Annotated in this window: 19 protein-coding genes and 1 pseudogene; 6 read left to right on the top strand and 14 right to left on the bottom strand. The window is 43.9% G+C overall.

The genetic code is table 11. The annotated features are described in order from the left end of the window. Positions 1–38: 38 nt before the first annotated feature. From C3B73_RS05455 to C3B73_RS05445, 3 genes are all read right to left on the bottom strand, one after another. Positions 39–737, bottom strand: coding sequence for an ABC transporter ATP-binding protein (locus C3B73_RS05455; RefSeq protein ID WP_103664610.1), 699 nt, complete (start codon positions 735–737; stop codon positions 39–41). 64 nt (positions 738–801) lie between these two features. Continuing rightward, positions 802–2,034: an ABC transporter permease gene (locus tag C3B73_RS05450; protein ID WP_103664609.1), complete on the bottom strand. Its 1,233-nt coding sequence runs from the start codon at positions 2,032–2,034 to the stop codon at positions 802–804. Between the two features lies 1 nt (position 2,035). After that, positions 2,036–3,202: an ABC transporter permease gene (locus C3B73_RS05445; RefSeq protein ID WP_269800994.1), complete on the bottom strand. Its 1,167-nt coding sequence runs from the start codon at positions 3,200–3,202 to the stop codon at positions 2,036–2,038. Between the two features lie 171 nt (positions 3,203–3,373). Between C3B73_RS05445 and C3B73_RS05440 the strand changes: the two are divergent. After that, positions 3,374–3,715, top strand: a pseudogene (locus C3B73_RS05440) (four helix bundle protein). Between the two features lie 133 nt (positions 3,716–3,848). Here C3B73_RS05440 and C3B73_RS05435 read toward each other — a convergent pair. The 6 genes from C3B73_RS05435 to hisG form a co-directional block, all read right to left on the bottom strand. Next, the gene (locus C3B73_RS05435) at positions 3,849–4,607 is read right to left on the bottom strand and encodes an outer membrane lipoprotein-sorting protein (protein ID WP_103664607.1); all 759 of its coding nucleotides are present in this window, start codon (positions 4,605–4,607) and stop codon (positions 3,849–3,851) included. Between the two features lie 89 nt (positions 4,608–4,696). After that, positions 4,697–5,317, bottom strand: coding sequence for an imidazole glycerol phosphate synthase subunit HisH (hisH, locus tag C3B73_RS05430; protein ID WP_103664606.1), 621 nt, complete (start codon positions 5,315–5,317; stop codon positions 4,697–4,699). Positions 5,318–5,324: 7 nt separating this feature from the next. Then, positions 5,325–6,209, bottom strand: a complete 885-nt coding sequence (gene hisB, locus C3B73_RS05425; protein ID WP_103664605.1) for an imidazoleglycerol-phosphate dehydratase HisB — start codon at positions 6,207–6,209, stop codon at positions 5,325–5,327. Between the two features lie 181 nt (positions 6,210–6,390). Continuing rightward, complete coding sequence (gene hisC / locus C3B73_RS05420) at positions 6,391–7,443, bottom strand: histidinol-phosphate transaminase (protein WP_103664604.1); 1,053 nt, start codon at positions 7,441–7,443, stop codon at positions 6,391–6,393. A 181-nt stretch (positions 7,444–7,624) separates the two neighbouring features. Then, positions 7,625–8,911 (bottom strand): histidinol dehydrogenase, encoded by a 1,287-nt coding sequence (gene hisD / locus C3B73_RS05415; protein ID WP_103664603.1) that lies wholly within the window; start codon positions 8,909–8,911, stop codon positions 7,625–7,627. 125 nt (positions 8,912–9,036) lie between these two features. Continuing rightward, the gene (gene hisG, locus C3B73_RS05410; protein ID WP_103664602.1) at positions 9,037–9,918 is read right to left on the bottom strand and encodes an ATP phosphoribosyltransferase; all 882 of its coding nucleotides are present in this window, start codon (positions 9,916–9,918) and stop codon (positions 9,037–9,039) included. Between the two features lie 304 nt (positions 9,919–10,222). On the opposite strand from hisG, the gene C3B73_RS05405 reads away from it, so the two are divergent. From C3B73_RS05405 to C3B73_RS14000, 3 genes are all read left to right on the top strand, one after another. Continuing rightward, positions 10,223–10,669, top strand: a complete 447-nt coding sequence (locus C3B73_RS05405) for a DUF4174 domain-containing protein (RefSeq protein ID WP_103664601.1) — start codon at positions 10,223–10,225, stop codon at positions 10,667–10,669. A gap of 65 nt (positions 10,670–10,734) precedes the next feature. Next, positions 10,735–11,154 carry an OsmC family protein gene (locus C3B73_RS05400; RefSeq protein ID WP_103664600.1) on the top strand — a complete coding sequence of 140 codons (420 nt, stop codon included), beginning with the start codon at positions 10,735–10,737 and terminating at the stop codon, positions 11,152–11,154. A gap of 83 nt (positions 11,155–11,237) precedes the next feature. Further along, a complete protein-coding gene (locus C3B73_RS14000) occupies positions 11,238–11,408 on the top strand; it encodes a YegP family protein (protein WP_198597285.1) in 171 nt (56 codons plus the stop codon). A gap of 281 nt (positions 11,409–11,689) precedes the next feature. On the opposite strand, the gene C3B73_RS05395 is transcribed toward C3B73_RS14000, so the two are convergent. From C3B73_RS05395 to gap, 5 genes are all read right to left on the bottom strand, one after another. Beyond that, complete coding sequence (locus C3B73_RS05395; protein WP_103664599.1) at positions 11,690–12,064, bottom strand: endonuclease domain-containing protein; 375 nt, start codon at positions 12,062–12,064, stop codon at positions 11,690–11,692. A gap of 255 nt (positions 12,065–12,319) precedes the next feature. Then, positions 12,320–13,225, bottom strand: a complete 906-nt coding sequence (locus C3B73_RS05390) for a M20/M25/M40 family metallo-hydrolase (RefSeq protein ID WP_103664598.1) — start codon at positions 13,223–13,225, stop codon at positions 12,320–12,322. A 45-nt stretch (positions 13,226–13,270) separates the two neighbouring features. Continuing rightward, a complete protein-coding gene (locus C3B73_RS14145; RefSeq protein ID WP_269800993.1) occupies positions 13,271–13,558 on the bottom strand; it encodes an acetamidase/formamidase family protein in 288 nt (95 codons plus the stop codon). Positions 13,559–13,586: 28 nt separating this feature from the next. Continuing rightward, positions 13,587–14,273: an acetamidase/formamidase family protein gene (locus C3B73_RS05385; protein ID WP_269800992.1), complete on the bottom strand. Its 687-nt coding sequence runs from the start codon at positions 14,271–14,273 to the stop codon at positions 13,587–13,589. A 337-nt stretch (positions 14,274–14,610) separates the two neighbouring features. Continuing rightward, complete coding sequence (gene gap, locus C3B73_RS05380; protein WP_103664597.1) at positions 14,611–15,609, bottom strand: type I glyceraldehyde-3-phosphate dehydrogenase; 999 nt, start codon at positions 15,607–15,609, stop codon at positions 14,611–14,613. 224 nt (positions 15,610–15,833) lie between these two features. Here gap and pruA point away from each other — a divergent pair, with 224 nt between their 5' ends. Beyond that, a complete protein-coding gene (gene pruA, locus C3B73_RS05375; RefSeq protein ID WP_103664596.1) occupies positions 15,834–17,450 on the top strand; it encodes an L-glutamate gamma-semialdehyde dehydrogenase in 1,617 nt (538 codons plus the stop codon). A 588-nt stretch (positions 17,451–18,038) separates the two neighbouring features. Then, complete coding sequence (locus C3B73_RS05370) at positions 18,039–19,070, top strand: IS110 family RNA-guided transposase (protein ID WP_103664590.1); 1,032 nt, start codon at positions 18,039–18,041, stop codon at positions 19,068–19,070. Positions 19,071–19,103 lie beyond the last annotated feature (33 nt).

Here is a 19,103-nt window from a genome sequence, read left to right as displayed (position 1 = left end):
ACACTGATCACTGCTTACTGTTTACTGTTTACTGTTTACTATCCACTGTCCACTGTTCTCTCTTCATCCGAATCAATTTTCCCATCCACAAGTGTAATGACCCGCCTCGCTCTATCGATCACCCTTTGGTCATGAGTCGAAAATATGAACGTCATATCCTCCACCTCATTCAATTCCGCCATCATATCCAGTAATTCGGCTGTGGAAACAGAATCAAGATTGGCCGTCGGTTCATCAGCCAGGACAAAATCGGGTTTGGATGCCAAAGCCCTGGCCACTGCTACCCTCTGCTGCTGTCCTCCTGATAATTCTGAGGGACGTTTATTGATCTTGTCTTTAAGACCAACTTCCTCTAAAAGCTCTATACTTTTTTCACGGCATTCTTTTGCCGGCCTTCCCTGCATCTGCATGATGAACGACACATTCTCGAGGGCAGTAAGAACCGGGATCAAATTAAAGGATTGAAATACAAACCCAATATGATTGAGCCTGAAGTTGATCAACTCACGGTCAGAAAGGGTGCTGATGTCTGTCCCTCTGATAAAGGCTTTCCCCCCGGTCGGTTCATCCAGGCCACCAATGATATTCAATAGGGTGGTTTTACCTGAACCGGATGGGCCGACAATGGCAGTGAATTCACCTTTTTCAATGGTAAGATCCACACCGTTCAGGGCATGAACCGGTACCTGATCCGGATTATATACTTTGGTCAACCCTTCTGTTCGTATTACAGACATGTTATTTCCGTTCTGTGTTGGCATTAAATTTCACTATAAACATCCGTTTAAACATCTCTAACCTTTAGTTAAATTTTCGTATTGCTTCAACAGGTCTCAATTGAAGTGCCCGCCAGGCCGGATACAGTGCCGAGATCAAGGCTGCTACAGCCACAAAAAGCACAATATTCAAATAGTATTTCAAAGCCAGTGATGGATAGATCATGGTTGTAAAACCCCATCCTTCCAGTCCCTCAGAAAAAGCACTGAGGTCGATCCCGCTAGCCCCAAAATATGTGATCGTTAACCAACCGAGAAGCAAACCTACCGGTGATCCAACCAGGGTCAGGAACACCGTCTCAAGCATGACCATACTAAAGGTTCGGCTTTTATTCATACCAATAGCACGCAGCATACCAAGTTCGCGGGTTCGCTCCATCACGGCCATCAGCATAGTATTGATGATGCTAAAGATCAGACCAATGATGATTATGATCATCACCAAATACAGGGACAGATCCTGCATATCAAAAACATACCTTAAATCCGGGGCGATCTCCCTCCAGCTTTTCACCTCAAGGTCCGGATTCGAATCCTGAAGCTGTTCAGCAAGTACACCGGCTGTCATCAGATCGTCTGTATCAATACGGATGTTATGGGTTAAGTTTTTCCCTCCTAAAATACGGTTCAGATCGGCTTTATTGACCACCACGAAGTTCTCATCAAACCGGCTATCAAAACTGTCAAAAATGCCGGCTACCCGGAACGCACCAGCCGTGAGGTCTCCACTTACATCCTGAAAACTTAATACCATTCGGGAGCGCAACTCCAGGCCAAGTCTTTCGGCCAAGTCATCTCCAATCAGTATCTGATTTCGATTTTCAGCTTCCGGAAAGTCTCCCTCTTCCAGATACCCTTTAATGGAACGCACCGAAACAGAGGTGTCATTCTCAATATCCATACCCCATATTGTGACCCCAAAACTGTTTCGCGCACTTTGCGCCAGTCCGGTTGCCACACTTTTACCCGATACCTCATCCACATCCGGGTTTACCTGCAGTGTTCTTATTAGGTTCTCAGCATTCGGGATGGCATAATTCGGATTGTATAGATCTTCAAACTCCGGATACATGATCTGAACATGACCCACCGTCAAATTTATCTGTCCCTTGATATAATCATTCAGCATTCCATTAAAAAAACCGGTGGCAAAGATACCGGCCCAGGTTCCAAGCAGCACGGTGATGATCACTACACCACTTCGTGTGGGATTTCTCCAGACATTCTTCCAGCCAAGTTTCAGGATATATTTCAGCATATCAGGACCTCATCGCTTTAACAGGATTCAACCGACTGGCTTTAAGAATAGGTATGAGGCAAAAGATCAGGGTGATCACAAAAATGATGATGGCCTGAGAGTAGAATAGTGAAGGTTCAAGTGAAAACTGAAGGACCGGTTCCATACCGAATGTCTCAATAACCTGTGCCATGTCTCCACTGTCTGACAAACGGATCGGATTTATGTGGAAGTAGTATGAAATTGGATAGGAGGCAACAATACCAACGAGTGACCCTGCCATGGCCATGAGTAAGACCTCAAAGGCCAGCATCATCGCAATTGCAAACCTTGATGTTCCTACCGATATCATCACACCGAATTCGTAAGTGCGTTCCGTGATCATCATGAGAACGGTTCCCAGTATTCCAAAACCAACAACCACATACAATATCATGATAATGATTAACCCACTGCCCCGATCCGACTCAATGGCCTGAACCAACTCAGGCATCAGTTCCTTCCAGTCCATGACCTCATAATCCTCGCTCGATAAATAACCCGATAGTATCTTTGTAACCGATTCTGCGTCATCAGAATCCTCAATAATAAGTGAGATCCCAGTAAGTCTGTCGGGAGCGGCTAAAAAGAACTGAGCCGTTCCGAGTGGCATCATAACCAGGCTTTTATTCATTTCCGGATTTGGAAACCGCACGGTTCCTTTCACTTCGTATAATCCGGCTGCGCTTTGTCCTCTGAATCCCTGCCCGATCATCACAAGGCTGTCTCCTACCTGTAGCTCAAGTCTCTGCACCAAGTCGGTTCCCAAAAGGACCGATCGCTCATTTAAATCTTCAAAATAGGAACCTGTAACGATCCGGTTTTGAGGATCACTTAAAGACCTTTCTTTTTCAGGATCTATGCCGATGACCATAGCGGCTCGGCTTTGGTTCTCTCCTGCTACCAAAGCGTAGGATTCAATTCTTGGAACTGCTTTTGTAATGCCGGGAGTTTGGGCAATGATCTGGAACAGTGTGTCTGAAGAAACCAACGTGTTTTCGAGTGTCTTGTCGTCCCAGTACCCTTTTTGATGTATTTGTACATAACCGGTAAAGATGCCGACCGTATTTTCGATCATCTGCTCATAGGAACCTTCGTTCATCGTCCTCATAACTGACGAGAGCATGACGGCCACAATAATTGATAGCATCGTTATGAACGTGCGCCTCTTATTCCGCCAGATATTCCGCCAGGCTAATTTTAGATATAACATGTTCGTTTTTCAGTGAGCAGTTAACAGTGATCAGTAAACAGTTTTACATATGTTTTAAAAAATTCTGTAAGGATTTTGGATTTAATGGCTCTTACAATGTAATCCATCATTAATTCTAAAAAAGCATATGCATTTGCAATTCGGGTTGTTAAAGGATATCAATTCTTAAGTAAAGAATAACGTTAATTTATGCTTTCAAAACAGTTACTTCGATGTGGAACCAGTATTGGCGCAAATATATCTGAAGCCAATGGTGCCATTTCAAAAGCTGATTTTTCATCTAAAATTTCCATTGCATACAAAGAATCTTTAGAAACAAAGTATTGGCTAAACCTATTGTATGATACTGATTTTATAAATTCTAAGACGTTTAATAGTATGCATGACGATGCAGATGAACTTTGCAGAATTCTATTTTCCATATTAAAAACGACTAGGATTAGCAGTTAGCAGTTAGCAGTTAGCAGTTAGCAGTTAGCAGTTAGCAGTTAGCAGTTAGCAGTTAGCAGAAGCTGGCCGAACTGGATTCAACAATCAAGTTATAATATACTTTGGGTACTGATCACTGTTCACTGATAACTGATCACTGAACTCTTCTCATATTCTGCACGCTAAAGAATCTTTCAGAGATGTTTTCATTGAATTCCATAGATCTGTATTCAAGTATTGTCATATGGCCTTCTTTATCCATTGGGATCATTTCCATGCGTGAGGGTATCTGCCGCCCGTTAAAATCCTTCACATCCATGCCATTCATCACATTGATCAATTCCCCGAATTCATCATAAAACTCTGCTCTTAATTCGATGTATTCTTCCTTTGAGATCCACACATCCACTCTCGTCCATACAACCGGGGCATCCGGTTTGGGGGTCATTTCGATCTTATAGCACTCGTACCCCTGAATCGTTTCTTCCCCAACCAGTTCATGCTCATAATCTGTCACAGCAGACGATTCACGAACCAGGTCATCATTGGTGAAATCAGAGCCCATCCATGACTGCATCATCATTGATGGTGGCATTTTTATGGTTCTTCCCACATTCGGGATCCAGTTCCAAATTTCGTTACCTCGTTTAAGAAAAGCGGTACCCCTATCGCGGGCAGGGGCTGTGATCAAGATCATTGAGTATTCTGAACCGCGACTCCAGCTCTTCATGGATACTTCCCGACTCCAATCCGGCCTGACAATAGTCATGGTAACCTCGGCTTCCAGCGATTCCCCCCGCATTTTTTCATCCATTTTCTTCACGATCTCGGATGCATTCTGTGCCAAAACTGTTCCCGAAAGAAGCAGTAAAAACAGTGAAAGTAAACAGGCTTTGGATTTGGATAGTATCATATTGACCTCCCCGGTTATTTAACCAAAACTAAGGTCAAAAGAAAATACCTGAAACACGTGAAGTTAAGGTGAAGAGCTACACCTTCATCCTATTTATCCAGGGCATTGGCTGCTTTAGGAGAGTAAACAAGATCCAGAAAATTTTGAAGGATCATTGAGCCGACACTTCCTGATTTTTCCGGGTGGAATTGAACCCCAATAAAATTATCCTTGGCAACTATTGCTGAAAAGTTGTTGATATAATTACAGGTAGCTAAAGTATGCTCACTTACAGGCGCGTAGTAACTATGCACAAAATACAGGTAGTTTTTTTCGATCAGATTTTTAAGGATAGGATGTTGTCCTGTGCTTTTTAATTTATTCCAGCCCATGTGCGGAACCTTGGCTTTAGACTCATCAAATTTTTTCAATGAACCGGGAATGATCCCAAGTCCTGCCGTATCCCCTTCTGATGAATTTTCATACATCAACTGCATTCCGACACAGATACCGAGTACCGGTTTTTTCGTGTTCTTCAGCCATTCATCCACCCCTTTTTCCTTGAGTGACTCCATGGCAGCACCGGCATGTCCGACACCCGGAAATATTACAGCTCTTGCACTTTCAAGTTCTTCAGGTGTCTCAGCAAAAAAATATCGTGCTTCAAGCCGCTCCAGGGCATTGGCCACTGAAGCTGTGTTACCGGCTTTATACTTGATGATAGCGATCATATGTAATCTACAGCGTCCCTTTTGAACTTGGGACCAGATTTTTTATGCGCCCGTTCTGTTCTATAGCCATCTTTAAAGACCGGGCGAGACCCTTAAAGCAGGCTTCAATTTTGTGGTGGTCATTTTTACCTGAAAAGCTAACATGTAATGTCGCCTTCAAGTTCATTGCCAGGCTATAAAAAAAATGCTCAACCATTTCTGTGGGGAAGTCTCCAACATATTCTCTCTTGAAGTCTCCTTCGAACACCAGATATGGCCGGCCTGACAGGTCAATAGCCACGGTAGCTTGCGTTTCGTCCATTGGTAACACGAAACCATAACGCTCAATTCCCATCTTGTTTCCCAGGGCTTTAGTGATCACTTCGCCCAATGCAATGGCTACATCTTCAATGGTGTGGTGCTCATCAACTTCAAGGTCCCCCTCGCATTTCAGGTTCATATCGATCAAACCATGCCGGGCGATCTGATCCAGCATGTGATCAAAGAAGTTTAATCCGGTTGAGATATCTGCCTTACCCGTGCCATCCAAATTTACATCTATGCTGATATTCGTCTCATTCGTTTTTCGCTGAATACTTGCCTTACGCGCTTTCCGGATGATAAACCCGATCACAGGCTCCCACTCCTTTGAAGTGATCAATACTTCTTCCTTTTTGAGAAGTTTAAGCTTCCCTTCATCTTCAGTGATAACCAGATCTGCATCCCCTTTTTCAACAAACGAGATCCCTTCCTGTTCCAATACCAACCTTTGCTGAGATGAAATGGCATCCGTTGGAATATGCAGGTCACGTCCCCCACCCACAATTTGTTTTAAGACAGAAATGGTATTTGGACGGAATATGAACGTTTCGGAAGGGTCGTTCAGTGCGTTTTTGGTAATTGAGATCAACATGGTTAAGCCTCTTAGGCGGACAAGTCGTCCATTTTTGATATTTAAAGCTGATATTATTTAATAAAATAATCGTATTGAACGCGGATGACACAGATTCAGCGGATTACCACTGATGAGTAAATTTTATATCTGCGGGTATCTATAAAATCAGCATCATCCGGGTTCCATACCGTTGTATCCACTATTGAATATTCTTTAATGCAGCGAAGAACCGGTCGCTTTCCACGGACGTTCCTACAGTCAATCTTAAACAATCTTCGCAATGGGGTTCATTTCCCCGATACCGAATGATCACGCCCTCATCAGCCAGTTTCTTATACACCTCCATGGCATCATCGATCCTGAACAACACAAAATTGGCATCGGTTGGGTACACGCGTTTAACCTGAGGAAAAGTAATCAGCTTACTGATCACCCGTTCCCTTTCTTCTAACACAGCATTGATATTTTTCTGAAGATTATCCAGATTAGAGAATGCCTGATTCGCTTTTTGAGCCGTCAGTTTGTTGATGTTGTATGGCGCCTTCACCTTCAAAAAGTAGGATATGATCTCCGCATCAGCCAGGGCAATTCCCAGCCTTATGCCCGCTAACCCAAATGATTTCGACATAGTTTGCAGCACCACAAGGTTGTTATAGTCAGTGAGATTTCCCACTAAACTGGCCTGAGTACTGAAATCAACATATGCCTCATCGATCACTACGATCCCTTCAAATTCATTGAGCACCTGCATGATGTCATCAATATCCAGGCTGTTGGCTGTAGGATTGTTGGGAGAACAAATAAAGATCATTTTGGTCTCGGGTTGAACCGCTTCAAGGATCTTATCAGGCTGAAGCTGAAAATTCTCCGTCAAAAGTACTTCATCCACAGCCACATCGTTGATCGCGGCAGATACTTTGTACATACCATAGGTAGGTGGGTTGATGATCACCCGATCTTTCCCGGGCTTACAAAATATCCTGAACAGTAATTCAATGGCCTCATCACTTCCCACACCCACAAACACATTCTCTGTATCCACACCCCGGAATGCTGCGATCTTATCACGCAGTTCGTTCTGATACGGCATTGGATAACGGTTCAGCTCAAGGTCATCCGCGAAAGGAGCACCAAAACTATTCTCGTTGGCATCCAGTAAGATCCCTGAGTCGAAATCATCCCGGGCACTTCTGTAAGGTTTGAGATCACGGATGTTTTCCCTCACCAGGGCACTAACGTCAATTTTTTTCATTCCTAATGATTTATGGTGTACTGCTATATATTATTTCTGCTTTTGAATTGAAACGCGGATGAAGCGCCTTTTACGCATGCCCAAAGATCTAAATTTATATCAGCGATCATCTGCTAAATCTGCGTCATCCTTGTTCTATTCCGGTGTTATTACAACTTCAAATTCAATATTCCTTTATTCACTATTCGATATTCTTCAACCGAAGGCTGACGGCATTTTTATGCGCCTGAAGTTCTTCTAATTCCGCCAGTATTTCCACTGCAGGACCCACATTTTTCAACCCTTCTTCTGTAAGAGATTGCATGGTCACTGATTTCTGAAAAGCGGCCAGATTCACCCCGCTGTACATGCGGGCATACCCATAAGTTGGCAATGTGTGATTAGTGCCGGAAGCATAATCCCCCACACTTTCCGGGGTCAACTGTCCCAGGAAGACCGACCCCGCATTGATGATCTCATCCACATACGATTCAGCTTCTTTCACATTCACAATTAAATGCTCGGGCGCATACTGATTTGAAAACTCAAAAGCCTCATCAAGCGACTTCACCACAAGGCTGAAACTGTTATCCAAAGCCCCGGTTGCCATTTCTTTTCGGGGAAGCTCGTTGAGTTGGGTTTTTAGTTCATGCTCCAATTCATTCATGTCAAAATCTTCAGTGGCTACCAAAACTACCTGACTGTCACTTCCGTGTTCTGCCTGAGACAGCAAGTCGGCTGCAACATAAGCAGGATTGGCTTCAGCATCGGCAATGACCAGAACTTCAGAAGGCCCGGCCGGCATGTCAATACTGATCTGAGCCTCCGAATTTTGAAGGATCATTTTCGCCGCTGTCACATATTGATTTCCCGGCCCAAAGATCTTGTCCACTTTGGGCACACTTTCGGTTCCCACAGCCAATGCTGCCACAGCCTGGGCACCACCGGCTAAAAGTATCGTATTGATCCCGGCTTTCTGGGCAATGTAAATGATCTCCGGTGCCACACTTCCATCTTTCTTGGGCGGTGTTGCTAACACTTTTGTTGTGCAACCCGCGATCATGGCAGGAATAGCCAGCATCATCGCCGTGGAAGGCAGAACGGCGGTTCCACCGGGAATATACAGTCCAACACGTTGGATCGGGCGACTCACTTTTGAGCACCGCACACCCGGCATGGTTTCCACATGCAGGTCCGGTGCCTGCTGGGCCCTATGAAATTGGGAAATATTACTGAACGCAATATCTATGGCCTCTTTGACCGAGGCGTCTATCTGAACCTTAACATCATTTGGATCCAACGTGACCTCATTCAGTTTCACACCATCAAATTGCTCCGTATATCGGATCACGGCAGAATCGCCCTCTTCTTCAACAGCTTCAATTATGGGTTGAACCGTTTGGAATATGGAGCTAAAATCAATTTTTGGCCGCTTCAGCAGCTCTCTGATCTCTTCCGGTGATAATTCAGAATAGTTGTATTTTTTCATTTCTTTGCCTTATAGTTTAAAGCAGGCCTCAGTTTGGCATTCCGTAGCGAAGCGACGGAACGAGTTTCGAATACTTCGATACCTGCCTGCCGGCGAGGCAGGTTCAATATTCCTTGTTCAATGTTCTATAGGATCATACTTTCGATCGGCAACATCACGATATCAGATGCTCCGGCTTCCTTCAGTTCTTCCATTACGGTCCAGAATTTTTCTAACGGGATGACGGTGTGAACCGCAACCATGTTCTCTTCAGCCAATGGCATCACAGTCGGACTTTTCATAGACGGAATGATCTCCTTGATCTTCTCAACCGCTGAATTCGGCGCGTTCATCATAATATAACGACTCTTGGCCGCTTGCTGATAACCATCCATTCTCACCAAAAAGCGTTCGATCAGTTCCTTTTTGCCGGGTGAAAGTTCCTTATTGGTTCGGATCAACTGTGTTTGAGATTCAAGAATGGTATCCAGTTCCACCAATCCATTTGCACGCAGCGTACCACCTGAGGACACCAGATCCACGATCGCATCGGCCACCTCCAGCTGTGGCGCGATCTCAACCGCACCGGAAATTTCGATCACTTTAATATCGATCCCCAGTTCTTCAAAAAACTTACGGGTCAGATTCGGGTAACTTGTGGCTACTTTTTTCCCGTCAAAATCCTTGGGTTTCTTAATATTCCCATTTTTAGGAGCCGCCAGCGATAACCGGCATTTCCCGTAGCCAAGGTCGCGGATCGGTGTTACATCAGCTCCTGTTTCCTGAGTTTCGTTGGCACCCACAAAACCAAGATCACAAACCCCATCCTGTACATACTCGGGAATATCATCATCCCGAAGCAATAACAATTCTACATCAAAATTCCGGGTTTTGACAATGAGGTTACGCTTGTAGTTATCAAATTCTATTCCAATGCCTTCAAGTAAAGCAATGGTCTTATCAGTCAAACGACCACTTTTTTGAATAGCAATACGCAATGAGGTTGAAGAATCCTTCGTTCGGTTCATAATATCAGTAAGTAATGGTTGGTTAAATAAAAATTATAGAGGGTAGAAAACGTGTGAAAACAGATGCAAATTTAATGCACATGAATATGATGATGTCCCTGATGGGCATGACGGACACCATGATGAATTGGATGAGAAATATATAGGTTCATTTTTTTCACGGCTCAAAAATAGGCATAGTTTGTTTTAGGTACAATTCCGAATATTGATTTAACGATTCTTTAAGCATCTACCGTTTCGTTGAAAACTAAACTTTTTGGCTGTTTGCCCTGTTTATTTATCGAATGACCACAAAATAGCATACATGAAGACTCTTCTACTGATCCTTTTAACAGCAAGCCTACTAAGCACGGGTCTTTCGGCACAAACTGAAATGGATACAGATCTAAGTGACCTTAAATGGAAAAACCGGGTGTTACTCATCTTCTCTCCAAACAGTACACACACCGACCTCAATTCAACTCTGAGAATGATAAAAGAACATCAGGATGGTTTTGAAGAAAGAGATTTATTGTTCTATGAGATTATAGAAAATTCCGGTAATTATGACTCAGATCATCTGCTTAGCGATGAAAATGCTAAAGAACTAAGAGATCGATTTAACATTGATCCGTCTGAATTCAGGATCATTCTGATCGGAAAAGATGGAGGCAGCAAATATAGATCTGACGAATTCATCCGTCACGAAAAGCTATTTGACGTCATTGATGAGATGCCTATGCGCCGGCTGGAAATGAAAGAGAATGGTTAAGCCATTACTATTTTCTTACCTTTGTTCACTTAAATTTTAAATCATACAAAAGAGACTACCTACAGATGAAAATTGATGTAAACTGGCTTGGAAAAGACTTCCATTTTGAAGCCGAAAACGAAACCAACGGCAAGATCCGAATAGATGGAAATAATGAGATCGGTGGCCTCGAAGGCGGTCTTGCCCCAATGCAGCTTTTATTGGCCGGTGTTGGAGGCTGCAGTGCTATTGATGTCCTCCACATTCTGGAAAAACAGCAACAAAAAGTGGCCTCTCTCAAGGTTGAAGTGGATGGAGACCGTCAAAAAGTAGAAGGTGCTTCGCATACTGAATATCGATCCATACATCTGCATTTTATTCTTTCCGGTGACCTGGATCCTAAAAAAGTGGAACGCGCACTCAAACTATCCATCACAAAATATTGCTCAGCTTCAAAAGCTTTGGAAAAGGGCTCTGAGATCACTTACGACTATGTTATTGAGTAGTTTGAAAAGCCCTCTGAATTGCTTGTGAGCTACATTTTAGCTATTTTATAGTTTATAAAATTCAATAAATCAATTACTTATCTATGGCTAAATGTGAGTTATACCAAGACGTTAAAGGCGAATGGAGATGGAGACGTGTTTCCAAGAATGGTGATATTGAGGCTTTTTCCAGTCAAGGTTTTGAAAAAGAAGAAGATGCCCGAAAAGACGGAAAAGAATGCAAAGAGTGCACCAGTTATCTCCGTAAGTTTTAACTGAGTCGAAACATTTTTTATACCGAAAGCCTCTCCATTTGGAGGGGCTTTTTTTGTTTAAAGCAGGTAACCTGACTCACATCCCTCTGATTGAGAGCTGAAGCTCTCAATCGGTCTCCCTTCTAAGGGAGATTTACTCTAATACCTCATTCAAAAGTTTATTACAAACGTACATTTCAATTCAACACTCAAAATTTTATAGTGGGGAAATCCCTCTTCGAAGAGGGACCGTAAATGATCCACCGATCATTTACAGGGGGATGTAAACTGTTTTCGAGAAGCTATTTATTCTTATAACGCTCCACAAAACCTTCCAAATACCGTACAACATCTGGTAATTTATTCTTTACGTCGGCATCACTTACTCTCACTAATGTGACACCTAAATTCTCAATTTCCTTTTGTCGTATTTTATCTTGTCTAAATTTCTCTGGATGATCATGACTTATCCCATCAATTTCTATTGCTACCATGATCTCGTGACAATAAAAATCTACTATATAATTCAATATTGGCACTTGTCTGTGAAACTCAACACCCAGTGATTTACCTTTTATTTGTTTCCAAAGAAGTACTTCACTGAGGGTGCTGTTTTTCCCTAGTTCCCGTGCTAAATATTTCAAATTCCGATCATACGGAAGGATCTTATTAGGCATATTGTACTCCCTTTTTTGTGTTTGTGCTTGACTCACATCCCTCTGGTTTCGAGCTAAAGCTCTCAACCGGTCTCCCTTCTAAGCCTGCCTGCCGGCGAGGCAGGGGAGAATTCTACAATAATAATTAAACTGTTTTTTTAAACCCACAAACCTAAAATAGCCTCCGAAACTGACTAAAGATTATTCCCTCTTCGAAGAGGGATCGTAAATGATCCACTGATCATTTACAGGGGGATGTGAGTGCCTTATTCAAGATCACAAGCTCACATCAAACGCCTTGATCGCATTTAGGATCATTTGAACCGATTTCTTGTAGAATTCCTGGGGAATGGTCTCAAAATCATCGGTATGCTGATGGTAATGTTCATGGTCAGAAACCCCGAAATAGATGAACGGAACCCCCTGCTGATGAAACGGTCCATGATCGGAGGCGTAGGTCCAGTCGTCAAGATCACTGTTCGGATCGTCGTGCCCATACAGCACATTCACTCCTGCCTTATCAATGCCATCCAAAACCGGTTTTAACTCAGGATAGTGATAGGTCCCAACCGCATAGATCTCATCCTTATCATTTTGGGCGATCATATCCAGGTTGATGTTCATTTTTACCTTATCCAGAAATACCGAATCCTGAACCAATGCTCTTGCTCCCTGCAGCCCCATTTCCTCGGCATCAAAAGCAGCGAAGACCAATGTATGATACGGCTCCACATTGCTAAAATAGTCGATGTAAGCCAATAACGCGGCTGTTCCCGAAGCATCGTCATCGGCTCCGTTAAAGATCAGGGAATCCCTTTTGCCAATATGATCGTAGTGCGCCGTAATGACGATAACCGAATCCGTTTTACCTGTGATCTGCCCGATCACGTTATTGCCAGTTACTTCCTCTCCCTGTCGGCTGTTAAAACTGAATTCATGAGTAAATGCCCCCTGAAAGGGCTCCGCTCCTTCCTCTTCAAATCGATCCAGCAGATACTCCCGGGCAAGTTGATTGCCTTCCGTACCGGTACGTCGGCCTTCTGTGGAATCGGATGAAATAATACGAAGGTCCTCGATCAGCTGATCTGTATCAAGAACATATTCAGCTTCCTGATCTGCTGAACAGGAAACAAAAAGAAGTACAAAAAAAGAAAGTAGCAGGTGGAGTTTTAAATGATTCATTTATTCAGTCAGCTTAAGTTTAATTAGTATTTGAATTGTGTGAGGTTATTTGAAGATATCTTTTGGAATATGCATGGACACCAGCATGTGCGGGACGTCCACCACCTCTGCGATCTTCAGGTCACCGGCCAGGGAAAGTAAGGCGTAGGCATCATTTCGGCTCAAACCTTTTTCCTCTTCCAGGTAATCGATCATAAATCGCGTGGCTTTTTTAGCTGCCTCATCGATCGTTTCAGCAAAAGCAGTAACGGCATAGTAGTCATCGGTTTCATACTGAGGTTCGGTGATCGTTCTGCCGCCCTTGATCACTTCCACTTCATAAATGATATTCATTGGTGCTTCAATAGCTGTTCCGCAAACTTCACCATGACCCCTGAGTAGCATGAGTGTCACCAATAGAAAACAAAGCACCATCTACAAAAACCGGAAAGTAAATGGTCGATCCTTCGGTCATATTTGGATCATCCATATTTCCTCCATTTGCCCGGGGCGGAATGGTCGACAACATTTCATCGGTATCAGGGGCCACACCCATCACGCCGGGAAAGGGTTTCAATGGGATCTCAATATTATCTGAGAACTTGGCCGTTTTTCGATCTTTACCCAGTTCAAATGTTTTCAGATAGGGTTCATCGAATTCATCGGCGAGAAAACCAAATCCGGGGATGATGGCCGTCCAGCCCCAATCGCCCATTTCAACCTTGTGTAATGTGACTTTCAGGACGTCACCCGGTTCAGCGCCTTCCACATACACCGGTCCGGTAAGTGGGTGAATGGGATCAAAACTCAGGTTCCCAAGGTCCTCAACCGTTGAGTTGACGGTCAGTTGTTTAGCTGAGGCTTCCTGTGTTGCCACTTTTACCACAGAACCTGAAGGGACTGTAAGCACCGGCTCAATGGTTCGACTCCAGCGGGCGTGTGTTTGTGCATCCGTGAGCTCATAGTCGTATTCAATTTCTTTTTCTGCCCCGGATTCTTCCGTTTGGGTAATGCAGCCGGATGTTGCCATTCCGACAAAGATCGTCGCCAAAAATATTGACCGAATCATAGTATCTCTTTTTAGATTTAATAGTTAATACACTGCTAACTCTTACCACTCACATCCCCCTGGTTATGAGCTAAAGCTCTTAACCGGTCTCCCTTCTAAGGGAGAATTTTCACAATAGGTTAAGGAACCAAAGCCTGAAAATAAATTCACCAGTAACTACAAAGAATTCCCTCTTTGAAGAGGGACAGAAAATGAACTTGTTCATTTACAGGGGGATGTTACTCCTATGCAAATGTGGGGAGATAGATCCAGTTATACAAGTAAACAGATATAAAAAAACTCCTGCCCTCTTTCGAGAGCAGGAGTTCAAATAGATCTTTGATCTCTCAGTGTCGAATTAAACGATCCTTGAGATCAGGTCAGCGGTACGTGCAGAATATCCTGCTTCGTTATCATACCAGCCGATCACTTTGACAAGATTTCCGTCCACTTTAGTGCTTAGGCTGTCAAAGATATTTGAGTGTGGGTTTCCAATGATATCACTTGACACCAGTTCCACATCAGAATATTCGAGGATTCCTTTCATTGGTCCTTCAGATGCAGCTTTAAATGCAGCATTGACTTCTTCTTCCGTTGTTTCTTTTTCAAGAACGACCGTGAAATCAGTCAGTGATCCGGTTACAGTAGGAACACGAACAGCTCCACCGTCCAGCTTACCATCAAGGTGAGGAAGTACGAGTCCCACAGCCTTAGCAGCACCGGTTGTAGTCGGTACAATGTTCACAGCAGCGGCACGCGCTCTGCGAAGGTCTTTGTGCGGTGCATCAACCAGAGCCTGATCGCCTGTGTAAGAGTGAATAGTGGTCATAAACCCTTTCACCAATCCAAAATTATCATCCAGTACTTTAGCCATTGGAGCCAGGCAGTTGGTTGTACAACTTGCGTTTGAGTAGATCTCAACGTCTTTGTCGATCTTCTCGTCATTTACACCCAATACGATGGTTTGAATATCACCTTTGGCAGGTGCAGAAATAATGACTTTTTTAGCTCCGGCTTTCAGGTGCTTTCCGGCACTCTCAGCATCGCGGAAAAATCCGGTGGATTCAATGACCACTTCCGCACCAAGATCACCCCAATTCAAATTTGCAGGGTCTCTCTCAGCTGATACTTTAAAGCTGTCGCCATCAATCGTGATGGTTTCCCCATCCACAGATACTTCACCGGGATACATACCCTGAGCTGAATCATACTTGAACAAGTGAGCCAGTGTTTTAGTATCTGTCAGGTCATTGACACCAACAATTTCAATACTATCTTTGTGATTTGCGAGGATTGAACGGGTAACCATTCTTCCGATCCTTCCAAACCCGTTAATTCCTACTTTTATTTTTGACATTTCTAATCCTTGTTTATGATTAAATATTAATGCTCTTCATTCATATAACAACAATGTAAAAAGCACTTATAAAGTTCTTGTGAATCTCCATAAAAGTACCACTATAACGCCCGATTTTCAATGTTTTACCCGGTACCCTCTCAGATTAAATATGGCCTTTGAAATGGGAGCGCTTTTCTGCGTATCTTGTAGGTATAATTATAAAAACGAGATAAAAAACTGCTATGCCTGATCAAACATTAAAGAAATTCCGAAACGAAACGTATCTGGATTTTTCAGACCCTACTAACGATAAAGCCCAAAAGGATGCCCTTGAAGAAGTGCGATCTAATTTTGGCAAAGAATATGATCTATATATTAACGGAAAATTTGTAAAGGGTGATGCCGGCACCTTCGAAAGCAAGAATCCCGGTAACCTCTCTGAGACCATCGGAACCTTTCAGATGGCAAGTAAGGAACAGGCTTTTGATGCTCTCGACAAAGCATGGAAAGCTTTTGAAAACTGGCAATATGTTTCTGCCGAGAAACGAGCTGAGTATCTTTTTAAAGCCGCTGATGTAGTCCGCCGCCGACGACTAGAGATCAATGCCTGGATGGTCAGCGAAGCCGGAAAGAATTATTTGGAAGCGGATGCCGACACCTGCGAAGCCATCGACTTCATTGAATATTACGCACACGAAGCCCTCCGCATTGATGATGGCATGGATGTGCTTGAAGAAACCTGGGGCGACCATAACCGAACCATCTACATGCCGATCGGCGCCGGTGTTTCGATCTCACCCTGGAACTTCCCATTCGCAATATTTGTGGGTATGGCCGTGGCGCCGATCGCTGTTGGAAACACAGTGGTTGCCAAGCCTGCGCCCGACACACCAAAAATGGGACATTTACTCGCTGAGATCCTTGATGAAGTTGGATTACCGGCCGGTGTGTTCAACTACGTAACAGGTGGCGACATTGAAGTAGGTGAAAATCTTGCGAAGCATCCTAACACCCGTTTCATCACCTTTACCGGATCCAAGGGAGTGGGGCTACACCTGAATAAGATCGCAGCTGAAGTTGCAGAAGGACAGAAATTCCTTAAGCGCATGGTTTGTGAACTTGGCGGTAAGAATGCAACCGTTGTTGATGAAGACGCTGATATCGATGCCGCAGCAGATGAGATCATCAAAGGAGCCTTCGGGTTTCAGGGACAAAAATGTTCTGCAAGTTCTCGTGTAGTAGCCCACCAGGCTATCTATGATGAATTGCTTGAAAAAGTAACTGAGAAAGCCAAGGCTCTGAGTGTAGGTAATCCAAAAGACAATCATATCTCAGGACCGGTTATCAATCAGAAAGCCGTGGATAAGATCATGAGCTACATTGAGATCGGTAAAGAGGAAGGCCGACTGATGGCCGGCGGTAAACGTGCCGAAACCGATGAGGAAGGCTATTACATCGAGCCGACTGTTTTTGCGGATGTGGATGAAAATGCCCGCATTGCACAGGAAGAGATCTTTGGTCCGGTAACCGCATTCATCAAAGCCAAAGACACCGATGATGCCCTTCGCATTGCTAACGGTGTGGATTACGCACTCACCGGTGCCTATTTCTCCAATGATCCTAAGAAACTGGATCGTGCGCTCAGAGAATTCAGAGTTGGAAACCTATACATCAACAGAAAATGTACCGGAGCCCTTGTTGGAGCCCAGCCATTTGGTGGTTTCAAACTAAGTGGAACCGATGCCAAAGCCGGTGGACGTGATTATCTCAAGTATTTCCTTGAGCCGAAATCAACCACTCTTCGTCCTAAGGATGGCGTTGATATTGACCTTCAAAAATTCGAATTCTCAAATAAGTAATAACTGAGAGATTCGGTTTTAAAAGTATCAAAGCCCTGTATGCGAAAGCATGCAGGGCTTTTTTTGTAGCCAGTCATTGCGGGGCCTTCCGCGAAGCAAAGGCCGTGGCAATCTGCCTGATCTTTTTGGGAGATCGATTTCGGGAGATTGCTTCGTTGTTTAACTTTCTAAACCAACGTTATTCCACCGGGCGCCTCGCAATGACCGGTTATTTAGAGAATGTCATTGCGAGGGTTGCCGTGAACGAAGTGAACACAACCCGCGGCAATCTGCCTGATCTTTTTGGGATATCGATTTCGGGAGATTGCTTCGTCGTTTAGCTTATTCAACCAACATTATACTATGCGAACTCCTCTTTTAGACTTCTTAGGAAATATTTTGTTGGTTAGCTACTAACAAAATAAAGCTACCGAACCATGGCAGGCAATCTCTTGCGCTCCTCCGGGTAAAACCCTTATTGCGAATCAAAGCCTGTCATGGCAGGTAGTTATCTAAACCCATATAGTATGGAAAGTATACCTTTTTAAAAGAGGCGGGAAGATAACTACTCGGCAGCTATTCAATCTTAATTAAAATAGGTAAATAGCTATGGAAATTACAATTAAATGGCGCTTTATCGTAGGTATTGACATTTCTAAACACACCCTGGATATCTCTTTATTTGATCGCCAAACCGGCGATAGAAATATGTTGCAGGTGCCTAACACTCAGGAAGGGTTCCACAACTTAGCCGAGTGGATGGAAGATCACGAAGTAACTCAATCACAGACGATACTTATTAGTGAACACACCGGACGCTATGGGGAGCACTTGTTACGATGGAGTACACGGACTGGTTGGCCTCATGCGGTGGTAAAGACAACGGCCCTGGAAAAAGTTAGCTGGGAACATCACCGTAAAACGGATGAATTTGACGCCAGCCAACTGGCAGAATATGGAGCTCGATTTAATGACCGATTACAGCTGGCAGAGGCTCCAAAACCCACGCAAGCACAATTAAAACGGCTTCAGGCCGAAAGACGGAAGATGGTGGATCGACGAGCAGCCCTCAAGAGTAAGCTTGGCGAGGCTGAGTTTCATGATGCGGACATGAGCCAATTAACCAAGATGTGGAACCAACAGGTAGAACTTCTCACCCAGCATATCGAGCAGCTGGAATACACCATGGATGAGCTGATCCGTCAGGACCCAATTCTGTGCAGGCGCCATCAAACCTTGCGAACAGCTCCCGGTATCGGTCCGGTCATTGCACGATTTTGGTTGTGCATGTTTGCTGGGAAAGACCAACTCAATCCCCGGAAAATATCTTCTCGATTTGGCTTTGCCCCACACGGGCGAAGCTCCGGAAGCTCGGTCAAAAGCCCGGATCGATCCACCGGGTACGGAAACTCCGAATTGCGGCGATTAATGCATCAGGCAGCCCGCAGTGTAGCCAACCACAAACCACACTATCACCAATATTACGAGAAGAAAATTAATGAAGGCAAGCATGAATTAGTTGCTATCAACAACATCATCAATAAACTGATTCGTCTGTACTGTGCCATGTGGAATAACCGGGCAGAATATGATCCAAAACACATTCAGAAAATGATCAAGAAATACAAAAAATCAGCCTAATCCACTTGATTTAGTCATAGTATTCGCAATGAC

The organism is Gracilimonas amylolytica (assembly GCF_002911695.1).
Classification (GTDB): domain Bacteria; phylum Bacteroidota; class Rhodothermia; order Balneolales; family Balneolaceae; genus Gracilimonas; species Gracilimonas amylolytica.
This window is presented reverse-complemented; position numbering and strand designations above follow the sequence as displayed.

What these genes read in the sequence shown, in the direction of transcription:
- C3B73_RS05395 (WP_103664599.1), bottom strand. Translation starts at nt 12,064, where the DNA reads ATGCCTAATAAGATCCTTCCGTATGATCGGAATTTGAAATATTTAGCA.
- hisG (WP_103664602.1), bottom strand. Translation starts at nt 9,918, where the DNA reads ATGAACCGAACGAAGGATTCTTCAACCTCATTGCGTATTGCTATTCAA.
- C3B73_RS05405 (WP_103664601.1), top strand. Translation starts at nt 10,223, where the DNA reads ATGAAGACTCTTCTACTGATCCTTTTAACAGCAAGCCTACTAAGCACG.
- C3B73_RS05385 (WP_269800992.1), bottom strand. Translation starts at nt 14,273, where the DNA reads ATGATTCGGTCAATATTTTTGGCGACGATCTTTGTCGGAATGGCAACA.
- C3B73_RS05445 (WP_269800994.1), bottom strand. Translation starts at nt 3,202, where the DNA reads ATGCTATCAATTATTGTGGCCGTCATGCTCTCGTCAGTTATGAGGACG.
- hisH (WP_103664606.1), bottom strand. Translation starts at nt 5,317, where the DNA reads ATGATCGCTATCATCAAGTATAAAGCCGGTAACACAGCTTCAGTGGCC.
- C3B73_RS05390 (WP_103664598.1), bottom strand. Translation starts at nt 13,225, where the DNA reads ATGAATCATTTAAAACTCCACCTGCTACTTTCTTTTTTTGTACTTCTT.
- hisD (WP_103664603.1), bottom strand. Translation starts at nt 8,911, where the DNA reads ATGAAAAAATACAACTATTCTGAATTATCACCGGAAGAGATCAGAGAG.
- C3B73_RS05400 (WP_103664600.1), top strand. Translation starts at nt 10,735, where the DNA reads ATGAAAATTGATGTAAACTGGCTTGGAAAAGACTTCCATTTTGAAGCC.
- C3B73_RS05450 (WP_103664609.1), bottom strand. Translation starts at nt 2,034, where the DNA reads ATGCTGAAATATATCCTGAAACTTGGCTGGAAGAATGTCTGGAGAAAT.
- hisB (WP_103664605.1), bottom strand. Translation starts at nt 6,209, where the DNA reads ATGTTGATCTCAATTACCAAAAACGCACTGAACGACCCTTCCGAAACG.
- C3B73_RS14000 (WP_198597285.1), top strand. Translation starts at nt 11,238, where the DNA reads ATGGCTAAATGTGAGTTATACCAAGACGTTAAAGGCGAATGGAGATGG.
- gap (WP_103664597.1), bottom strand. Translation starts at nt 15,609, where the DNA reads ATGTCAAAAATAAAAGTAGGAATTAACGGGTTTGGAAGGATCGGAAGA.
- pruA (WP_103664596.1), top strand. Translation starts at nt 15,834, where the DNA reads ATGCCTGATCAAACATTAAAGAAATTCCGAAACGAAACGTATCTGGAT.
- C3B73_RS05370 (WP_103664590.1), top strand. Translation starts at nt 18,039, where the DNA reads ATGGAAATTACAATTAAATGGCGCTTTATCGTAGGTATTGACATTTCT.
- C3B73_RS05455 (WP_103664610.1), bottom strand. Translation starts at nt 737, where the DNA reads ATGTCTGTAATACGAACAGAAGGGTTGACCAAAGTATATAATCCGGAT.
- C3B73_RS05435 (WP_103664607.1), bottom strand. Translation starts at nt 4,607, where the DNA reads ATGATACTATCCAAATCCAAAGCCTGTTTACTTTCACTGTTTTTACTG.
- C3B73_RS14145 (WP_269800993.1), bottom strand. Translation starts at nt 13,558, where the DNA reads ATGAATATCATTTATGAAGTGGAAGTGATCAAGGGCGGCAGAACGATC.
- hisC (WP_103664604.1), bottom strand. Translation starts at nt 7,443, where the DNA reads ATGAAAAAAATTGACGTTAGTGCCCTGGTGAGGGAAAACATCCGTGAT.